General features: G+C 60.7%; 13 protein-coding genes and 1 pseudogene. 10 read left to right on the top strand and 4 right to left on the bottom strand.

Features of this window, described 5'->3' with window-relative positions; genetic code table 11:
* Positions 1 to 148: 148 nt before the first annotated feature.
* Together ACXAH0_RS00005 and ACXAH0_RS00010 are read left to right on the top strand one after the other, a co-directional pair.
* Positions 149 to 382: pseudogene (locus ACXAH0_RS00005) on the top strand (glutathione S-transferase N-terminal domain-containing protein); the annotation flags it as partial.
* A 45-nt stretch (positions 383 to 427) separates the two neighbouring features.
* Positions 428 to 787, top strand: coding sequence for a glutathione S-transferase family protein (locus ACXAH0_RS00010; RefSeq protein ID WP_475188127.1), 360 nt, complete (start codon positions 428 to 430; stop codon positions 785 to 787).
* A gap of 147 nt (positions 788 to 934) precedes the next feature.
* Here the strand turns inward: ACXAH0_RS00010 and ACXAH0_RS00015 are convergent, their stop codons facing one another.
* Complete coding sequence (locus tag ACXAH0_RS00015; RefSeq protein WP_475188129.1) at positions 935 to 2221, bottom strand: cyclic nucleotide-gated ion channel; 1287 nt, start codon at positions 2219 to 2221, stop codon at positions 935 to 937.
* A 195-nt stretch (positions 2222 to 2416) separates the two neighbouring features.
* Between ACXAH0_RS00015 and ACXAH0_RS00020 the strand changes: the two genes are divergently transcribed.
* The gene (locus ACXAH0_RS00020; RefSeq protein WP_475172955.1) at positions 2417 to 2542 is read left to right on the top strand and encodes a hypothetical protein; all 126 of its coding nucleotides are present in this window, start codon (positions 2417 to 2419) and stop codon (positions 2540 to 2542) included.
* A gap of 224 nt (positions 2543 to 2766) precedes the next feature.
* On the opposite strand, the gene alaS is transcribed toward ACXAH0_RS00020, so the two are convergent.
* Both alaS and recA read right to left on the bottom strand, forming a co-directional pair.
* Positions 2767 to 5424 carry an alanine--tRNA ligase gene (alaS, locus tag ACXAH0_RS00025; RefSeq protein ID WP_475188133.1) on the bottom strand — a complete coding sequence of 886 codons (2658 nt, stop codon included), beginning with the start codon at positions 5422 to 5424 and terminating at the stop codon, positions 2767 to 2769.
* Positions 5425 to 5830: 406 nt separating this feature from the next.
* Positions 5831 to 6901 carry a recombinase RecA gene (recA, locus tag ACXAH0_RS00030; RefSeq protein ID WP_475172951.1) on the bottom strand — a complete coding sequence of 357 codons (1071 nt, stop codon included), beginning with the start codon at positions 6899 to 6901 and terminating at the stop codon, positions 5831 to 5833.
* A 404-nt stretch (positions 6902 to 7305) separates the two neighbouring features.
* Here recA and ACXAH0_RS00035 point away from each other — a divergent pair, with 404 nt between their 5' ends.
* The 6 genes from ACXAH0_RS00035 to ACXAH0_RS00060 all read left to right on the top strand — a co-directional run bounded on the left by ACXAH0_RS00035 (position 7306) and on the right by ACXAH0_RS00060 (position 14109).
* Entirely contained in the window at positions 7306 to 8265 is a 960-nt protein-coding gene (locus tag ACXAH0_RS00035) for a PfkB family carbohydrate kinase (protein ID WP_475188135.1), read from the top strand.
* A gap of 90 nt (positions 8266 to 8355) precedes the next feature.
* On the top strand, positions 8356 to 9294 hold the full coding sequence (locus tag ACXAH0_RS00040) for a pseudouridine-5'-phosphate glycosidase (RefSeq protein ID WP_475188138.1): 939 nt from the start codon (positions 8356 to 8358) through the stop codon (positions 9292 to 9294).
* Between the two features lie 414 nt (positions 9295 to 9708).
* A complete protein-coding gene (locus ACXAH0_RS00045; RefSeq protein WP_475188142.1) occupies positions 9709 to 10914 on the top strand; it encodes a cell surface protein in 1206 nt (401 codons plus the stop codon).
* Positions 10915 to 10977: 63 nt separating this feature from the next.
* Positions 10978 to 11916, top strand: a complete 939-nt coding sequence (locus tag ACXAH0_RS00050; protein WP_475172939.1) for a DUF6384 family protein — start codon at positions 10978 to 10980, stop codon at positions 11914 to 11916.
* Between the two features lie 79 nt (positions 11917 to 11995).
* Positions 11996 to 13450, top strand: a complete 1455-nt coding sequence (locus ACXAH0_RS00055; protein ID WP_475188144.1) for a hypothetical protein — start codon at positions 11996 to 11998, stop codon at positions 13448 to 13450.
* 164 nt (positions 13451 to 13614) lie between these two features.
* On the top strand, positions 13615 to 14109 hold the full coding sequence (locus tag ACXAH0_RS00060; RefSeq protein WP_475188145.1) for a hypothetical protein: 495 nt from the start codon (positions 13615 to 13617) through the stop codon (positions 14107 to 14109).
* A 124-nt stretch (positions 14110 to 14233) separates the two neighbouring features.
* On the opposite strand, the gene ACXAH0_RS00065 is transcribed toward ACXAH0_RS00060, so the two are convergent.
* On the bottom strand, positions 14234 to 15106 hold the full coding sequence (locus tag ACXAH0_RS00065; protein WP_475172931.1) for a LysR family transcriptional regulator: 873 nt from the start codon (positions 15104 to 15106) through the stop codon (positions 14234 to 14236).
* Between the two features lie 114 nt (positions 15107 to 15220).
* On the opposite strand from ACXAH0_RS00065, the gene ACXAH0_RS00070 reads away from it, so the two are divergent.
* Positions 15221 to 16075, top strand: a complete 855-nt coding sequence (locus ACXAH0_RS00070; RefSeq protein ID WP_475172929.1) for a putative hydro-lyase — start codon at positions 15221 to 15223, stop codon at positions 16073 to 16075.
* Positions 16076 to 16082 lie beyond the last annotated feature (7 nt).

Raw genomic sequence — 16082 nt, forward strand, 5'->3', positions numbered from 1 at the left:
GTCCACAAGGCAAACAACATCACCGTGCCGTTGAAACGCCTCGCCGCCGTCGCCGGAAACCACATCCACAACTTATGCGACATAACCCGACTGCTAAATCCAAACGACAGGGTCGACAAACAAAATCCGGAATATCAATTCCAATTCAATTTTCCCGGACAGTAGTGGTTCTGATTATTCCGTTTACCTGCGCTCTGCCCGGCTTGCTCTGGAAGAAAAAGGCGCAGCCTATGAGCTCGTTCCGGTTGATGTCTTCGCGCCGAACGGCCCGCCAGAGAGCTTTTTAAAGCTGAACCCGTTTGGCAAGATCCCGGTCTTCAGCCACGCAGACCTGACCCTTTACGAGACCAGCGCCATTCTGCGCTATGTGGATGAAGCCCTGGACGGCCCGCCGTTACAGCCTGAAGAGCCCCGCCAGCGGGCGAGGATGAACCAGATCCTCTCCCTTCTTGATTCCGAGGCCTACCCGATCCTTGTCTGGGAAATCTATGTAGAGCGGATGGTGAAGACCCGCGGCGGGCACGCGGCCGATGAGGTCAGGATCTCCTCTGCCATCGGCCGGGCCCGGGTGATTGTCAGCGCCCTGGAAAGCTTGTGCAGCCAAGGCCTCTTTCTGCTGGGCAGCCACCTCACCCTTGCCGATTGCCATGCCGCCCCGATGCTGCATCTGTTTGACCAGGCCGAAGAAGGCCAAGTGCTCTTGAAGAGCGCTCCCAAACTGTCCGGCTGGCTGGACCGGATTCGTCAGCAAAAGAGTTTTGAGGTCACGACCCCCGGGAGCGATTAATTATTATTATCAGATTCTTATTTACCTTTTTTCATTTTATAAATAAGCACGAAAACTGCAAGAGGACAGACGCCTCGTTCAGGGGACCCAGCGAGCCTCAAGCCGCTTTTCCCAATCTCGCATGATAAAAGCGTCAGGTGCCTTCCCTCAAGAGGCTGGCGTCTTGCCCGGAGCCGACTCATCGGGGAAGGACAGTTCCGGCTCGTCCCTGTCTTCCTCGACAGACGCATAGACCCCGGCCTGTTGCAGTTCTTCTTCCGCCAGCTCCCCAAGCACCTTCTTGCCTGCTGCAACCCGGTGCCGGGCTTCCTCCATGATTTTCCGGGCAAGGGATTCGTCCTTGTCCATCAGGTGCTGCAGCGCCCCCGATTCCAGCACAAGCAGCTGGCAATCCCGGTAGGCGGTCACGGTTGCCGTGCGCCGGGTCTGGTTCAACAGGGCCAGTTCCCCGAAAAACGCGCCCTCGCCCAGATAGACCGTATCGTGTTTCAGCTGGATCGCCACTTCGCCTTCGGCAATGAAATACATCCGGTCGGCAACGGCGCCCTCTTCGGCAATGGTGCCGCCCTTGCGGATCTTCTGTGCCTGCAGCAGCTTCGACACTTCCGCAATTTCAGTTGCCTTCAGATCCTCAAACAAAGGCACACGGGCCACCATCGACCAGGTGATGACAAAATCCCGGCTGTGGATCTCCCGGGCAAAGGCGGAGGCAATGATGCCAACCGGCAAGGCAATCAGCCCATAGCCCATGAGCATGACCACACCGCCGACCATTTTGCCCAGATTGGTCACAGGCACCACATCGCCATAGCCCACGGTGGTGATGGTGGTAATCGCCCAGTAAATGCCGTGCAAAATGCTGCGGAACTTCTCCGGCTGGGCCTCATGCTCGATCAGATACATCACCGTTGCGGCCATCAGGATCACCCCGAAGATGATCATGCTGGAGCCAAGCAACGCCTTGCGCTCGCCCACCACCGCCGAAATCAGCGAGCGCAGCGCCGGGGAATACCGCGCCAGCTTCAGGAACCTGAGCAGCCGCAGCACCACAACCACAGTCACCGCCTGGTTGGGCAAGAACAGGACAAACAGCAGCGGCAGGGCACCGATCAGGTCAATCGCCGCATCGGGATGCACCGCATAGCGCAGGCGGGACCAGACCGGACCATAGCGGCGCAGGGGCGGATGCAGATCGGCAACATACATGCGCAGCACATATTCCAGCAGAAACACAAAGCCGCTGCCCAGTTGGATGAATTTCAGATGAGGCGCGTAGCTGTTGCGGATTTCCGGCACCGTTTCCAGAACCGCCAGAACCAGGTTGAGCACAATCAGGGCCACCAGAAAATGACGCAGCGAACGGGCAGCCAGCCGTTGTTTTCCCGTGTCTTCAAGCACTTCGTAAAGCATCCGCTTGACGCTGTTATCCTGCACCCTGTGCTCCCTGAAAAAAGTTTCGCGTCATGTTTGAATAGCCGATGTTGAGACAAGCGCAAAATCCACAACGGCCCCAAGCCTTCACGCAATCTGCGCAAAGCCGTGAGCGCCCGCGCTGAAAACGTGATTGGGAAAAATTGCCGCAGCCCTCACCTAAAGTTTGTGGGCACGACAAACCCAAGGACAGCCATCATGACGATTGACACCGACAAGGCCCGCGCAGCGGAAACCTCCCCGCATCATGTGGTCCTGAAAATGCTGCTTGTCTCGACAACGCTTGCCGCCTTTGCCATGACAGCAGCCGCCTGGCTCCATTGAGGCCAGTCTCAATTGATAGAGACCCGTCAACCACAGAAAATTCGCGTTTGGCTGGATGTGTCTTTCGCTGCCTGACATCCGTGATGTCAACGCAAAAGACAGAGCGGTTTGCCCTCCGGCTAAGCGCAGTCCACTCACACAATCAAAAAAAAAGCCGGGGCCTCGAAGGCCCCGGCACGGCAACATACCTTCATCCTGCAGACCGTCCAGCGGGCTCCAATGTCTCAGAGCCCGGCCAAATGGCTTTCAATCGCGGCAATGGCGCCGTCCGCCCTGGATCCGTCCGGCCCCCCGGCCTGGGCCATATCCGGGCGGCCGCCGCCGCCACGCCCGCCAAGGGCTTCCGACCCGATCCGCACCAGATCGACCGCGCTGACCGTCCCGGTCAGGTCCTTGGTGACCGCCGTGACAATGGCCGCCTTGCCGTCTTCGGCAACATTGATCAAAACGACCACGCCGGAACCGAGCTGGGTCTTGGCTTCATCCGCCATGCCCTTCAGATCTTTCGGGTTGATGCCTTCTACGGTGCGCGCCATCAGTTTGAAGGCACCAGCCTCCTTGACCGGCGCAGCCCCGTCTCCGCCCCCGCCCATGGCAAGTTTCTTCTTCGCATCCGCCAGCTCTTTTTCCAGCCTGCGCCGCTCGTCCACCAGCTGGGCCACCCGGGCTGGAACCTCATCGGCGCCGGTCTTCAGCAGTGCCGCCAGGCCGCGCATGCGCTTGTCCTGGGCATCGAGATAGGCCCTGGCTTCTGGGCCAGTTAACGCCTCGATCCGGCGCACACCAGCGGCAACCGCACCTTCGGAGACCAGCGTCACCAGGCCGATATCGCCCGTGCGCGAAACATGTGTGCCACCGCACAATTCCAGAGAATAAGGCTTGCCGGCCTTGTCCCCGTGCAGCGCCGTGCCCATGGACACAACCCGGACTTCCTCACCGTATTTTTCGCCAAACAGCGCCATGGCACCGGCTTCAATGGCGTCATCGACAGCCATCAGGCGGGTGTCGACCGGGGCATTCTGAAGGACAATCTCGTTGGCAAAGGTTTCCACTTCAGCCAGTTCCGCATCGCTGACCGGCTTGGGATGGGAGAAGTCGAAACGCAGGCGCTCCGGGCTCACCAAAGAGCCCTTCTGGGCCACATGAGACCCCAGCACTTCCCGCAACGCCTCATGCACCAGATGGGTGGCGGAATGGTTGGATCGGATAGCGCCACGGCGGGCAGGGTCGACTTTCAGCTCCAGCGCCGTGCCGGGCGTAACCTCGCCTTCGACCACCGTGACACTGTGCACGAACAGGCCGTCAGCTTTTTTCTGGGTGTTGGTCACGGTGATGTGCAGGCCCGGGGCCAGCATCTTGCCAGTATCGCCCACCTGACCACCGCTCTCGCCGTAAAACGGCGTCTGGTTGAGGATCAGGAAGCCGCTGTTGCCTGCCGTCAGTTTGACCGTTTCCGCGTCATCTGCAACGAGCGCTGCGACAACCCCTTCCGCAGTCTCTGTCTCATAGCCGAGGAAATCCGTGGCACCGTGCTTTTCCTTCAGCGCAAACCAGATGGCTTCGGTCGCAGCCCCGCCCGATCCGGACCAGGCCGCGCGGGCTTCCGCCTTCTGACGGTCCATGGCCGCGTCAAAGCCGTCCGTATCAACCGAAATGTCCCGGGCCCTGAGGGCGTCCTGGGTCAAGTCAAGCGGAAAGCCATAGGTGTCATAGAGCTTGAAAGCGGTTTCGCCGTCGAGCTGGCCACCGGCCGACAGGTCTTCCGTGGCCGTATCCAAAAGGCCAAGGCCCCGCTCCAGGGTCTTGCGGAACCGGGTTTCTTCCAGTTTCAAAGTTTCGGTGATCAGGTCCTCGGCCCGGCCGAGTTCCGGATAGGCACGGCCCATTTCCCGCACCAGCGCCGGCACCAGCTTGTGCATCAGCGGCTCGCCGGCCCCGAGCAGATGCGCATGGCGCATGCCCCGGCGCATGATCCGGCGCAGCACATAACCACGGCCTTCATTGGAAGGCAGAACCCCATCCGCAATCAGGAAACTGGTGGAGCGCAGGTGATCGGCAATCACCCGGTGGCTGCCAAGCGCATCGCCTTCAGCCTCAACACCGGTTTCATGTTCGGAGGCGGAAATCAGAGCCCGGAAGAGGTCGATGTCATAGTTGTTGTGAACACCCTGCAGCACGGTAGCCAGCCGCTCAAGCCCCATTCCGGTGTCAATCGAGGGGTGCGGCAGATCCAGTCTGGCTTCCGGTGTCTGCTCATATTGCATGAAAACCAGGTTCCAGATCTCGATGAACCGGTCCCCGTCTTCTTCCGGCGTGCCCGGAGGGCCGCCCCAGATGTGATCGCCATGGTCATAGAAGATTTCCGAACACGGTCCGCAAGGGCCCGTGTCGCCCATGGTCCAGAAATTGTCCGACGTCGGAATACGGATGATCCGGTCGTCGCCGAGCCCGGCAATCTTCTTCCAGAACCCGGCCGCCGCCTCGTCCTCGGAATAGACCGTGACCAGCAACCGGTCCTTGGGCAGGCCATATTCCTTGGTGATCAGGGCCCAGGCGAGCTCGATCGCCCGTTCCTTGAAATAGTCGCCAAAGGAAAAATTGCCCAGCATTTCAAAGAATGTGTGGTGCCGGGCCGTATAGCCGACATTGTCTAGATCGTTGTGCTTACCGCCGGCCCGCACCACCTTCTGCGCGGTGACTGCCCGGGAATAGGGACGGGTCTCCAGACCGGTGAACACGTTCTTGAACTGGTTCATGCCCGCATTGGCGAACATCAGCGTGGGATCATTGCGCGGAACCAAAGGCCCGGACTCGACCACTTCGTGATCGTTTTTCTTGAAATAGTCCAGAAATGTGGAGCGGATTTCATTTACGCCGGTCATTCGGGTCTCGCATTACGTCCTTGCCCGGAAAATCGGGCCTAGTGAAAGTCAGCCAGCCGGACAGAACCCCTGAGGCCCCGCAGCCGGAACAGCTTTTTAACTTTGCGCTCAAACCCTGTCCAGCGGTTGCATGCGTTCTGGGCAAGTCTGCGGGGCGGGAGCCACGGCTTCCGCTTGCCGCAAAGGCGCTCCACCGGTCTTTCCGGGTGTTTTGACCTTGCCTCCAGATCTCCCAGCGCCGGTCTGGATGGCGGCCAAAAGAAAAGCCCTCTCCCGTCCGGAAAGGGCTTTGCCTCTTGGTGATACATCTTTCAGCCGGGTTCCCGGTCCGCCCGCCGCAAATGACGGGTAAGGACAGCCCCCCGTCTGGGCCGAGGGGCGTCTGAGAGCACGTCTTTTGGCGGTCTCAGTCGCCCTGCTCTTCGTCCCCACCTTCCGGGTCAATGATCGCTTCAGCGATCAGGCCCGCATTCTGGCGAATCGCGAGTTCTATTTCATCGGCAATTTCCGGATTGTCCTTCAGGAACTGCTTGGCATTCTCGCGTCCCTGACCAAGCCGCTGGCTGTTATAGGAGAACCACGAGCCGGACTTTTCCACCACATTGCCCTTCACGCCCAGGTCGATCAGCTCGCCCATCTTGGACACACCCTCGCCATAGACAATATCGAATTCAACCTGACGGAATGGCGGGGCCAGCTTGTTTTTGACCACTTTTACCCGTGTCTGGTTGCCGACCACCTCGTCCCGGTCCTTGATAGAGCCGATCCGGCGGATATCGAGGCGGACAGAAGCATAGAACTTCAGTGCGTTGCCGCCGGTCGTCGTTTCCGGAGATCCGAACATCACACCGATCTTCATGCGGATCTGGTTGATGAAGATCACCATGCAGTTGGACTTGGAAATCGACGCGGTGAGTTTGCGCAGCGCCTGGCTCATAAGACGTGCCTGCATGCCCGGCAGGCTGTCGCCCATTTCACCTTCCAGTTCGGCCTTGGGGGTCAAGGCGGCCACGGAATCAATCACCAGTACGTCGATTGCCCCGGAGCGCACCAGCGTGTCGGCAATTTCCAGCGCCTGCTCGCCCGCATCGGGCTGGGAAATCAGGAGATTGTCGATATCAACGCCGAGCTTGCGCGCATAGACCGGATCAAGTGCGTGTTCCGCGTCCACAAAGGCGCAAATACCCCCATCCTTCTGGGCCTCGGCCACCGTGTGCAGGGCCAACGTTGTCTTACCGGAGGATTCCGGTCCATAGATCTCCACAATCCGGCCACGCGGCAACCCGCCGATCCCAAGAGCGATGTCCAGTCCGAGAGACCCGGTCGAGACGGCTTGAATCTCAACGGCCTGCCCCTGCCCCATCCGCATGATGGAGCCCTTGCCAAAGGCCCGTTCGATCTGGCTGAGCGCTGCATCCAGCGCTTTTGTCTTATCCATCTGGCTGCTTTCTACGAGACGAAGTGTACTTTGCGACATGGGTCACGCTCCTTATTCCACGACGGACGCGTTGTTTCAATGACAGGGTTTGTACCTTATTTGTTCTCTTTTTGCAATCTTCTAAAAGCATCTGTTTTCAAAGCAGTATTTTAACTTTGTTTCCAATATGTTCCTAAAGCCAACAAAGAAAATTACGTTACGTTAGAAAAATCTGGAAACATACGATTTTCCCGTGGCAAACCAGAATCGCCCGGGCCGGAGCCAAGATCCGGTACGGTTGCCCGGCCAGGCCGGATCTGATAGCCCGCCCCACGGCGTGGCCGGTGGCTGATCCCGCGCGGCCCGACATCACCGAACGAAACCGCGTGTCAGAAAGACCTGACAGCTGCTGACACGGGCGTCCCTTAAAGTCCGTCCTGAAAGAAACCGGAAGAGCGATCCCCGTGCCTGACTTTCCTTCCCAGCGACTGGTTGCCATCGGCGCGGTTCACTATGACACGATCGCCCATGGCCGCGAGACGATCTGCCGGGACACCTCAACCCCGGCCCGCTTTACCGCAAAACCCGGCGGGGTCGCCACCAATATTGCCCGGGCCGCCTGCCGTCTTGGGGTTGCGACCACACTCATCGGCGCGGTCGGCACCGATGGGGCCGCCGCTTTTTTGAAGGAGCTGCTGGCCGCAGAAGGCCTTGATCTGGCCTTTCAGACCCGGTCCGGCTGCGCGACGGGGCAATATCTGGCCCTGCATGATCCTGATGGCAGCCTGGCGGCCGCCTGCGTTGATGACCGGGTCTTGAGCGAAGCCCCGGCCGGTTTTTTTGCCGCCGCCCTGGCACAGGAGCTGCAACGGACGGCGCCTGCCCCTCTGTGGCTGCTGGATGCCAACTTGCCCGAACCGATGCTGCACGCTCTTGTTCAGCAAATTCGCAGCTCCCGCCCCGACTGCGGCGGGGTCCTGACCGCCAATGCGGTCTCCAATGCCAAGGCCCCGAGGCTCAAAGGCCTGTTGGCAGAGCTGGACTGCCTGACCCTGAACCGTGGGGAAGCCGCCGCTTTGACCGGCCTTGCGGACACCTTGCCCGCCGACACCCTGGCAAACGCCCTCACACAGCAGGGTCTAAAAGCTTTTGTCCTGACCGATGGCGGCCGTGAGGCCCTGGTCTCGTCCGGAGGGGTGTTGCACCGTCTTACGCCGCCCAAGACCGCCATTGTGGATGTGACCGGGGCTGGAGATGCCCTGACAGCTGGCATTCTGGCGGCCCTGGCCCGGGGCCACGGTCTTCTCACCGCCGCCCGCTGCGGCCTTCAGGCGGCAACCCTGACGCTGCAATCGACAGGCGCGCTTGCCGAAGGGCTCCGCTGGGATCAAATTCAAAGATTTGACCATACGGACAAATTGTAAGCTTGGCGCTGCGGCGCCCGGCTCCTATAAAGCGCTCAAAAGGGCAGCAGACCGAAGCTGCTGCTTCCTCTTAAAAGAAGGCCAGACCCTGTGACACGCAAACCTGACGCCGCCGCCCTGAAGTCTCTTCTCGTTTATAGTGACGAGGTCCACGCCGCCTTGGACCGCTCCGCCCCGGTCGTTGCCCTGGAAAGCACCATCATCACCCATGGCATGCCGTTTCCGCGCAATGTGGAAACCGCCCGGCAGGTGGAAGCAGATATCCGCGCAGAAGGGGCGGTGCCCGCAACCATTGCGGTCATGGACGGCAAGATCCATATCGGTTTGAGCGATGCGGAGCTCGACCGGCTGGCCAAGGCCGGTTCCGTGATGAAATGCTCGCGCGCTGATCTCACCTTCGCGCTTGCCACCGGCTCTTTCGGAGCAACCACCGTGGCAGCCACCATGATGGCCGCCCATCTGGCCGGCATCCAGGTGTTTGCCACCGGCGGCATCGGCGGCGTTCACAAGGGCGCTGAGGAGAGCTTCGACATTTCCGCTGATCTGGATGAACTCGGCCGCACTCCGGTCTGTGTTGTCAGCGCGGGGGCCAAGGCCCTGCTCGACATTCCCAAGACCCTTGAAGTGCTGGAAACCCGGGGCGTGCCCGTCATTGCCTATGGCACGGAAGAATTGCCGGCCTTCTGGTCCCGCGAGAGCGGCCTCAAGGCTCCCTACAGCCTCGCCAGCGCCGCCGAGATCGGCAATCTTCTGAAGATGCGCGAAAACTTTACGGATCATGGCGGTGTTCTGATTGCCAATCCGGTGCCCCTGGCAGACGAAATTCCGCGCGCCGAGATGGCTGGCTATATCAGCACTGCCATTAAGAAAGCCACGGCGGAGCGGATTACCGGCAAGGAGGTCACCCCCTTCGTGCTCGGAACCATTTTGGATCTGACCGATGGGCGCAGCCTTGACACGAATATCGCACTCGTGCGCAACAACGCCCGTCTGGCAGCCAAAATCGCCACCTCGCTTGCCGGGTCCTGACGCCCCCGGCCCCTTGTCTCCGCCGTGCCCGGGAAAAGCCAGGACAATACAGCACGCCGCTGGCCGCAAAACGGCAGCGCCTGAGCGCGCCCCTTGAATGATGGAGACAGCGGGTCTGCTGACACGGGCCAAACGGCAGGAAAACCGGCGTTCCCGCACCATGCGGGAGGGCTTGCCAGGCTGGCCGGACCTGAGACGCGCAATCGATATGTTTCTGTCGCAATTTCCCCCTAAGGATGGAGCTGCCCGAACGGCTTCGAGGCTTTGCGTCAATCGCAGGGGCCCTAAGCCGTTGACAGAGCGGCGTTAGCCTGCCCTTACTGACGGCATGAATTGACAGGAACGGGAACGGCCGGGCAGACCCATTAGACTTGCCCCAGAAGGCAGAGCCGTTGCCCACAAGGAGGCCAGACTATGACAGATGCGTCCGCAGCCCAAGACAGCACCCCGAAAACAGCCCCGGCAGGCGGGTTTTCGCCGCTTCAATACCTTGACCGGGCGCTCTCCACCTTGCGGGACATCGGCATCACGCCGCAGTCGGAAACCGATGCGCCGATCAATGCCCTGCTGGAACAGATCTCCGACCTGTCGCCGGACAAGGTTCTGGTGATCTCGCGGACCCTCAGCCAGGCCTCCAATTTCAACGAAGTCGTGCGCACCCAGGTCCAGCAGATGGACATTGGAGAGCGCTATGAAGACATCACCAACGCGTTCAATTCGATCCGGGACGATGCCAAGGCGCTGGTTGACCAGCTGGCCGACGGCAAGATCTCCTTCACCGAAAACCTTGCCAACACATGGCGCGACATGCGCCGGGGCACGATTTCCGACCGGTTCCAGGATATTCGCAGCACCTATAAGGAGGTGGCCAGCGCCACCAAGGACCAGATTGAACGGGAGCAGACAATCCTGGAAGCGTACCGGGATTTCCGCGGCGCACTGAAACAGGCCGAGGTGACCGCGCTGGAGCTGCTCAACATGGCCACCGAAACGCTGGGCGGCAAGAAAAAGGCCCTGGAAGCCGCCTCCGGCGAGGTCGAAGCCTATGCGGGCGATGATCCGGCCCAGAAGGCCCGCCTGGAACTGGCGCGCGATGAACGCATGCGCGAAATGCAGGACGAGGAAAAGCGCTACCAGATCGCCAAGGATCTGTCGGACAATCTGACCATCGGCTACAACACCTCAGAAGTGATTATGGCCCGGCTGGTGCAGACCACCAATGCCAAGGAGCGCGTCTATGCCCAGTCCGTCAGCTTCTTCTCCACCAACGAATCCGTTCTGACTGCCCTTAACGCGTCCTTCACCGGACTGCAGGGCCTGCATGAATCGACCGAAACGCTGAACGCGATGAAGGACGGCATCAACAAAAGCCTGGAAACCCTGGCCGAAATCGGCGACGCTGTGCAGCAGGAAGCCCTGAAAGCCGGATACGGACCGACCGTGGCGGCCGCCTCGGTCAAGAAACTGGTGGATTCCGTCGTCAATTTCCAGGTTCAGTCCCGGGAGATCATCACCGAAATGCGCGAGATGTCGACCAAGAATTCCGAAGAGATCCGCTCGGCGGTTGAGGATGGCAAACGCCGTCTGGCCAAACTGACCGCCCAGGGTCAGGGGCTCTGACAAAGGCCGGTTTCGGGCCGGTGCTCCACCGGCCCTTTTCCCTTTCACAAAAGACAGGTTTTGATGGACAGCAGGGCAGACACATCTGACGCTCCCCTCGATGATCTGATGATGGCGATGGACGTGGTCGACACGCTGCGCCACGAAGAGGGCCAGATTGCGCGGGAACTGAAAGCCGATGACCGCGACGCCGCCATGGTGGAGCGTCTGCGCCAGGTCTATGCGTCCCAGGGGATCGAGGTTCCGGACCATATCCTGAAAGCAGGCGTTGAGGATCTCAAGCGCGACCGGTTCGTCTATGTCCCGCCCAAGGCCGGCCTGCAGCGCAGCCTGGCCATGATCTACATTTCCCGCAGCACCTGGTCGAAATGGCTGGCGGCTGCCACCGCCGTGCTGATCGTGGCCGTGACTGCCTGGTATGTGCTGGTCTCCTTGCCCGAGCAGCGAGCCGCCGCCAATCTGGCCGCCCACCTGAAGGCGCTTCCGGGCACCTTGAACGAGCTGGTGACGCGGATCGATACGCTCACAGACGATGAGGCCATTGAAGCCAAGGCCAAGACCCTTGGCGACGATGGCAGCCTTGCCCTCGCCGACGGGCGAAACGAGGCGGCTTTCAAAGCGGAAGCGGATTTGCGCCAGCTGGCCGCCCGTCTGCAGGAGGTCTTCGAGGTGCAGATCGTCTCGCGCGAAGGCGAGCCGACCGGTCTCAGCCGCGTTCCGGAAGCCAATCCGAGTACTGAAAACTATTACATCTTCGTGGAGGCCATCGCCCCGGACGGCAAGGTGCTGAAACAGACCATCAAGTCCGAAGAAACCGGCAAATCCGAGACGGTCGACAAATGGGGCCAGCGGGTGTCCAAGACTATCTATGACGCGGTGCGGCGGGACAAAATGGAAGACGGCATCGTCCAGAAAGGCGTGCTCGGCCACAAACGGCGGGGCGATCTGGAGATCAAGTGGCGCAGCGGTGTGCAGGAAGGAGCGATTACGCAATGGCAGTAAGGCTCAAGGCGGACCCGTTCGTCACACATCTGAAGGAAGCTCGCCTGCATGACCGGGGGCGGCAGCCGGAGGAGGCCTCATGCTGAGCGGCCGCCAAACCCTTGGGAGCATTGAACAATCCCTGTCCGACCTAAAACGGGAAGAGGCCGAGCTCAGCAAGCGCATTGAGCGCTCGACCCGGGCCCTGACCGACCTGCAGGAACGGCAAAGCGAAGCCTACCGGGATCTGGCCCGGTTCCGGCTCGACACGGACGCCGCCGGTACGCTCAACACCCGTCTGGACAGCGCGGCGCGGGAAGCCCGCCGCCTGCTCGACAAGCGCAGCGACGACTACAAGGTCTTGAGCGAGCAGCTGCGCCAGAGTGAAACTGAACGCAGCCAGCACCAGAAAAAGCGCCAGGACCTCGACATCGCGCGCGATGCCGCCGAAGGCCAGATGGATGAGCTGATGGAGGCGGTGGACAGCCGCCTGGAACAGGACAGCGCCTATCTGGCCCAGCGGGAGGCTGCCGAAGAGGCGCACAGGACCGCCGAAGCGGCTGCGGAAAAGGCCAGAACGTCGGAAGAAGCCCGGCTGGAAAAAGGTAAGGCCTATGATGCGGACCCGCTTTTTGTCTATCTGTGGCAACGCGGCTATGGCACGCCCACCTACGACCATCGCGGGCTGATCCGCTCCCTTGACCGCTGGGTGGCCGGACTGATCCGCTTTGAGGACGCCCGGGCCAATTACGCCATGCTGACCGGCATTCCCGAGCGGATGGCAAGACATGCTGAGCGCTGTGCGGACATCGCGGACCGGGAAGAAGACAAGCTCGCCGAGTTCAGCCGCAACGCCATGACCGACGCGGCCGGAACCGATCTGGTGGGAACGATCGAGACCTATAGCGACGAGATCGGCCAGATCGATGAGGATCTGGACAAGCTGGACCGGCAGATAGAGACCCTTGCCGGAGCGCTCGCCGATTTTTCCAGCGGCGAAGACACAGACTTTCAAAAAGCGGAAGACTTCTTGTCCAGGTCCCTGCAGGCTGACGACCTCCACGACCTGTGGCAAACCGCGCTCAACACCCCCTCCCCGGAGGACGAGAAAATCGTCCAGCGTATCGAGGATTTCCGGGATCGGATCGAGCAGGTGTCCAGGGAAATCCGGCAGGACCGGGAACTGCAACGGGATATCAGCCGTCGGCGGGGGGAGTTGTCCGAAGTCATCAGCCGCTTCCGCTCAAATGGCTATGGCAACTGGGAAACGACCTTTTCCGACGACAATCTGGCCACGGTTCTGCTGGGTGAGCTGGTCAAGGGGGCGATCAGCGGCGCAGACTACTGGTCCCGGGCGGAACGGGCCCGCCAGCGCCGCAAGCCGCGCGGGCGCAAGGTTGCCTTTCCAAACGGCACCGGCCTGCCGAAATCCATGGGTGGTTTTGGCCGCGCTGGCCGCAGGCGCGCAGGCGGAGGCTCCTCGTTTGGCGGCGGCGGCTTCAAAAGCGGCGGCAGCTTTGGCGGGGGCGGCTTCAAGACCGGCGACCGGTTCTGACCGAAAAGGAGCCTGGACATCTCACAGGCCGTTTCCAGAGCTTTTCCCCGCAGATCGGGCTTGTGGCCGCAAGAAATGCCGGTTTTGGTTCGCTCAGGTCTGGACCTGACCGAAAACTTGGGTATGACCGATTGTAGCAACGGATATTTACTTTGGACTCTCAAATGCGACACTTTCTCGTTCTCGGCCTTTGCGCATTTGCCGTCAGCGCCTGCCAGTCCGGCTCCAACCGGTCGGCGTCACTCGGGGATCAGCCCAGGCTGGAAGTCCCTGCTGGCGCCCAGAGCGTGAAGATCGCCGCAAGCCCGGACGCCGTGCGCAGCGCCCTTGTCTCCAGCGCCCAGGAACGCGGAACGATTGTCCTTCAGGATCAGCCGAACATGGTCGTGCTTGAGCGTCCGATGACCGGGGCGAACCCGACCCTGGATTCAGAATTCGGCCCGTCCGACAATGGCCAGCGGGTGATCCGCATAAGGGTCCGCTTCACCGGAACACCCTGCCAGACCCTGGCGGTGCAGGATCTCGCAGTCATCAACAATGTCCGCACCGCCCTGGAGCAAAGCTTCGTGCTGCCAGGCAACCCCAACACATTGCAAAGTCTGCAAGGGCTAAAGTCGCGGGCTGAGCAAACCAGCTCCTGCCCGCCGATTGCGTCCTAACGCACAGTCCCGAAGCAGCCTGCCGTAGCGGATCTTCATCGTTTTTTTAGATCCGCACGCCCGCCGGCTGTGTCACGCCGCTTGCCCGGCCAACCCAGGCCAATCACAGGCTGGTATGGGGTGCCTAAAGGGAATTTCCATAGGAACGGGCAACCTCCTGAGAGACACGGGCGGCCTTTGCGATCAGGTCATTGCGCGGCTCGCCGATATAGGTGGCGGTGAAGCGCAGCGGCGTCGCCTGCCAGCCCGGATCAAACGTCGCAATCCGGTTTTCCTCCACCAGTCTGCGGCCCAGAATGTGGGGCAAAATGCCAACTCCGATGCCCGAGGCCACCATATCGAACCCGGTCGACAGGGAATTGGTCGGAAACACCTGCGCGGTATTGCCATAGCGGTCGCGCAGTTCCTGGGTCAGTTCCCGGTGCGGACGCGAATTGCGGTTGTAGGTGATCACCGGTGTCACGCTGAGATCCGGCTCTTCCAGATCGATGGGCCGGTACCAGGCCAGCTCAAAGGGCGGCAGGTCGAGATTGTCTGCACTGTAGTCGGAAACCGGTCCCATCAAAATCGCCAGATCGAGCGACCGGTCGAGCAGCATCTCCCGCAGATTGTGGGAAATGTCCACCGAGATCTCGATGGTCAGTTTGGGAAAGCTGCGGTGCAGTGCCCGCAGGAAATCCGGCAGCCAAGTCTGGGCGACGGTTTCAGCCACCCCGAGACGCAACAGGCTGCTGATGCTGTCATCGGCCATCACGTCGCCCTTGATCCGCTCCATCAGATCCATGATCTGCTCGGCATGATTGCGCAACAACACACCTTTGCGCGTCAACACGACCCCGGTGGAGACCCGGCTGAAAAGCGGGGTTCCAAGGTATGTTTCCAGGCTGGAGATGCGCGAGGACACGGCGGGCTGGGAGACATTCATCTGCTCGGCAGCCTTGCGCACACCACCCATGCGCGCAACAGTCAGAAACGTCCGGAGCTGTTCAAATGTCATGCTGTCCCCTAAAGGCGAGGTGATCATATTTTCTGATCACTTTTTACAAAAAAACACGATTTGACTTGATAATAGATCCGCCGCAGCATTTTCCCACTGACTTTTGAGGTGACCATGACCTGCGGCCTTGCCGAGCTTCCCGATCTGTTTGATATGGAGACAGCGGCCCAGCGCCAGCTGATCCGCGATGGGCACTATGACGGCCACACGGCCGGGCTCGCCAAAGGCAAGCTGCAATGCAATCTGGCAATTCTGCCTGCAGATTTCGCAGACGATTTTCACACGTTTTGCCGCCTGAACCCGAAAGCCTGCCCGCTGGCTGGTGTGTCCGAGCCGGGCAGCCCCTTCATTCCAAGGCTCGGCGCCGATGTGGACATCCGAACCGATGCAGCCCGTTACAACATCTACCGCGACGGTGTTCTGGACGGTCAGGTGCGCGACCTGCACAACTTGTGGCGCGCGGATCTGGTCGCCTTTGCCATCGGCTGTTCCTTCAGCTTTGAAACCGCCCTGCGCAAGGCCGGAATTGCCATGCGTCATATCGACCGCAATGTGACGGTGCCCATGTACCGGACCACGATCGCGACACAGGAAAGCGGCCCGTTCAAAGGTGGTATGGTTGTCTCCATGCGGCCCGTCTCCGCGGACCGCATGGAAGAGGTGTTTGCCATTTGCAAAGCCTACCCGCTGGCCCATGGTACCCCTGTCCATACTGGCGCGCCGGAAGACATCGGCATTCCCGATCTGGCTGCGCCTGACTGGGGGACTGCCGTTCCGGTGGAAGACGGCGAGATCCCGGTCTTCTGGGCCTGCGGGGTCACCCCGCAAGCTGCCATCATGGAAGCCCGCCCGCCGCTTTCCATCACCCACGCACCAGGTGCCATGCTGATTGCCGATGTCGGCAGCGGCACGGCGCCCCTTTACGCCTACAACGACAAGAACCTTCAAGATCACCAAACCAGAGGATGACCAACAT

The sequence above is a fragment of the Roseibium sp. AWQ4_290 genome, assembly GCF_056160985.1.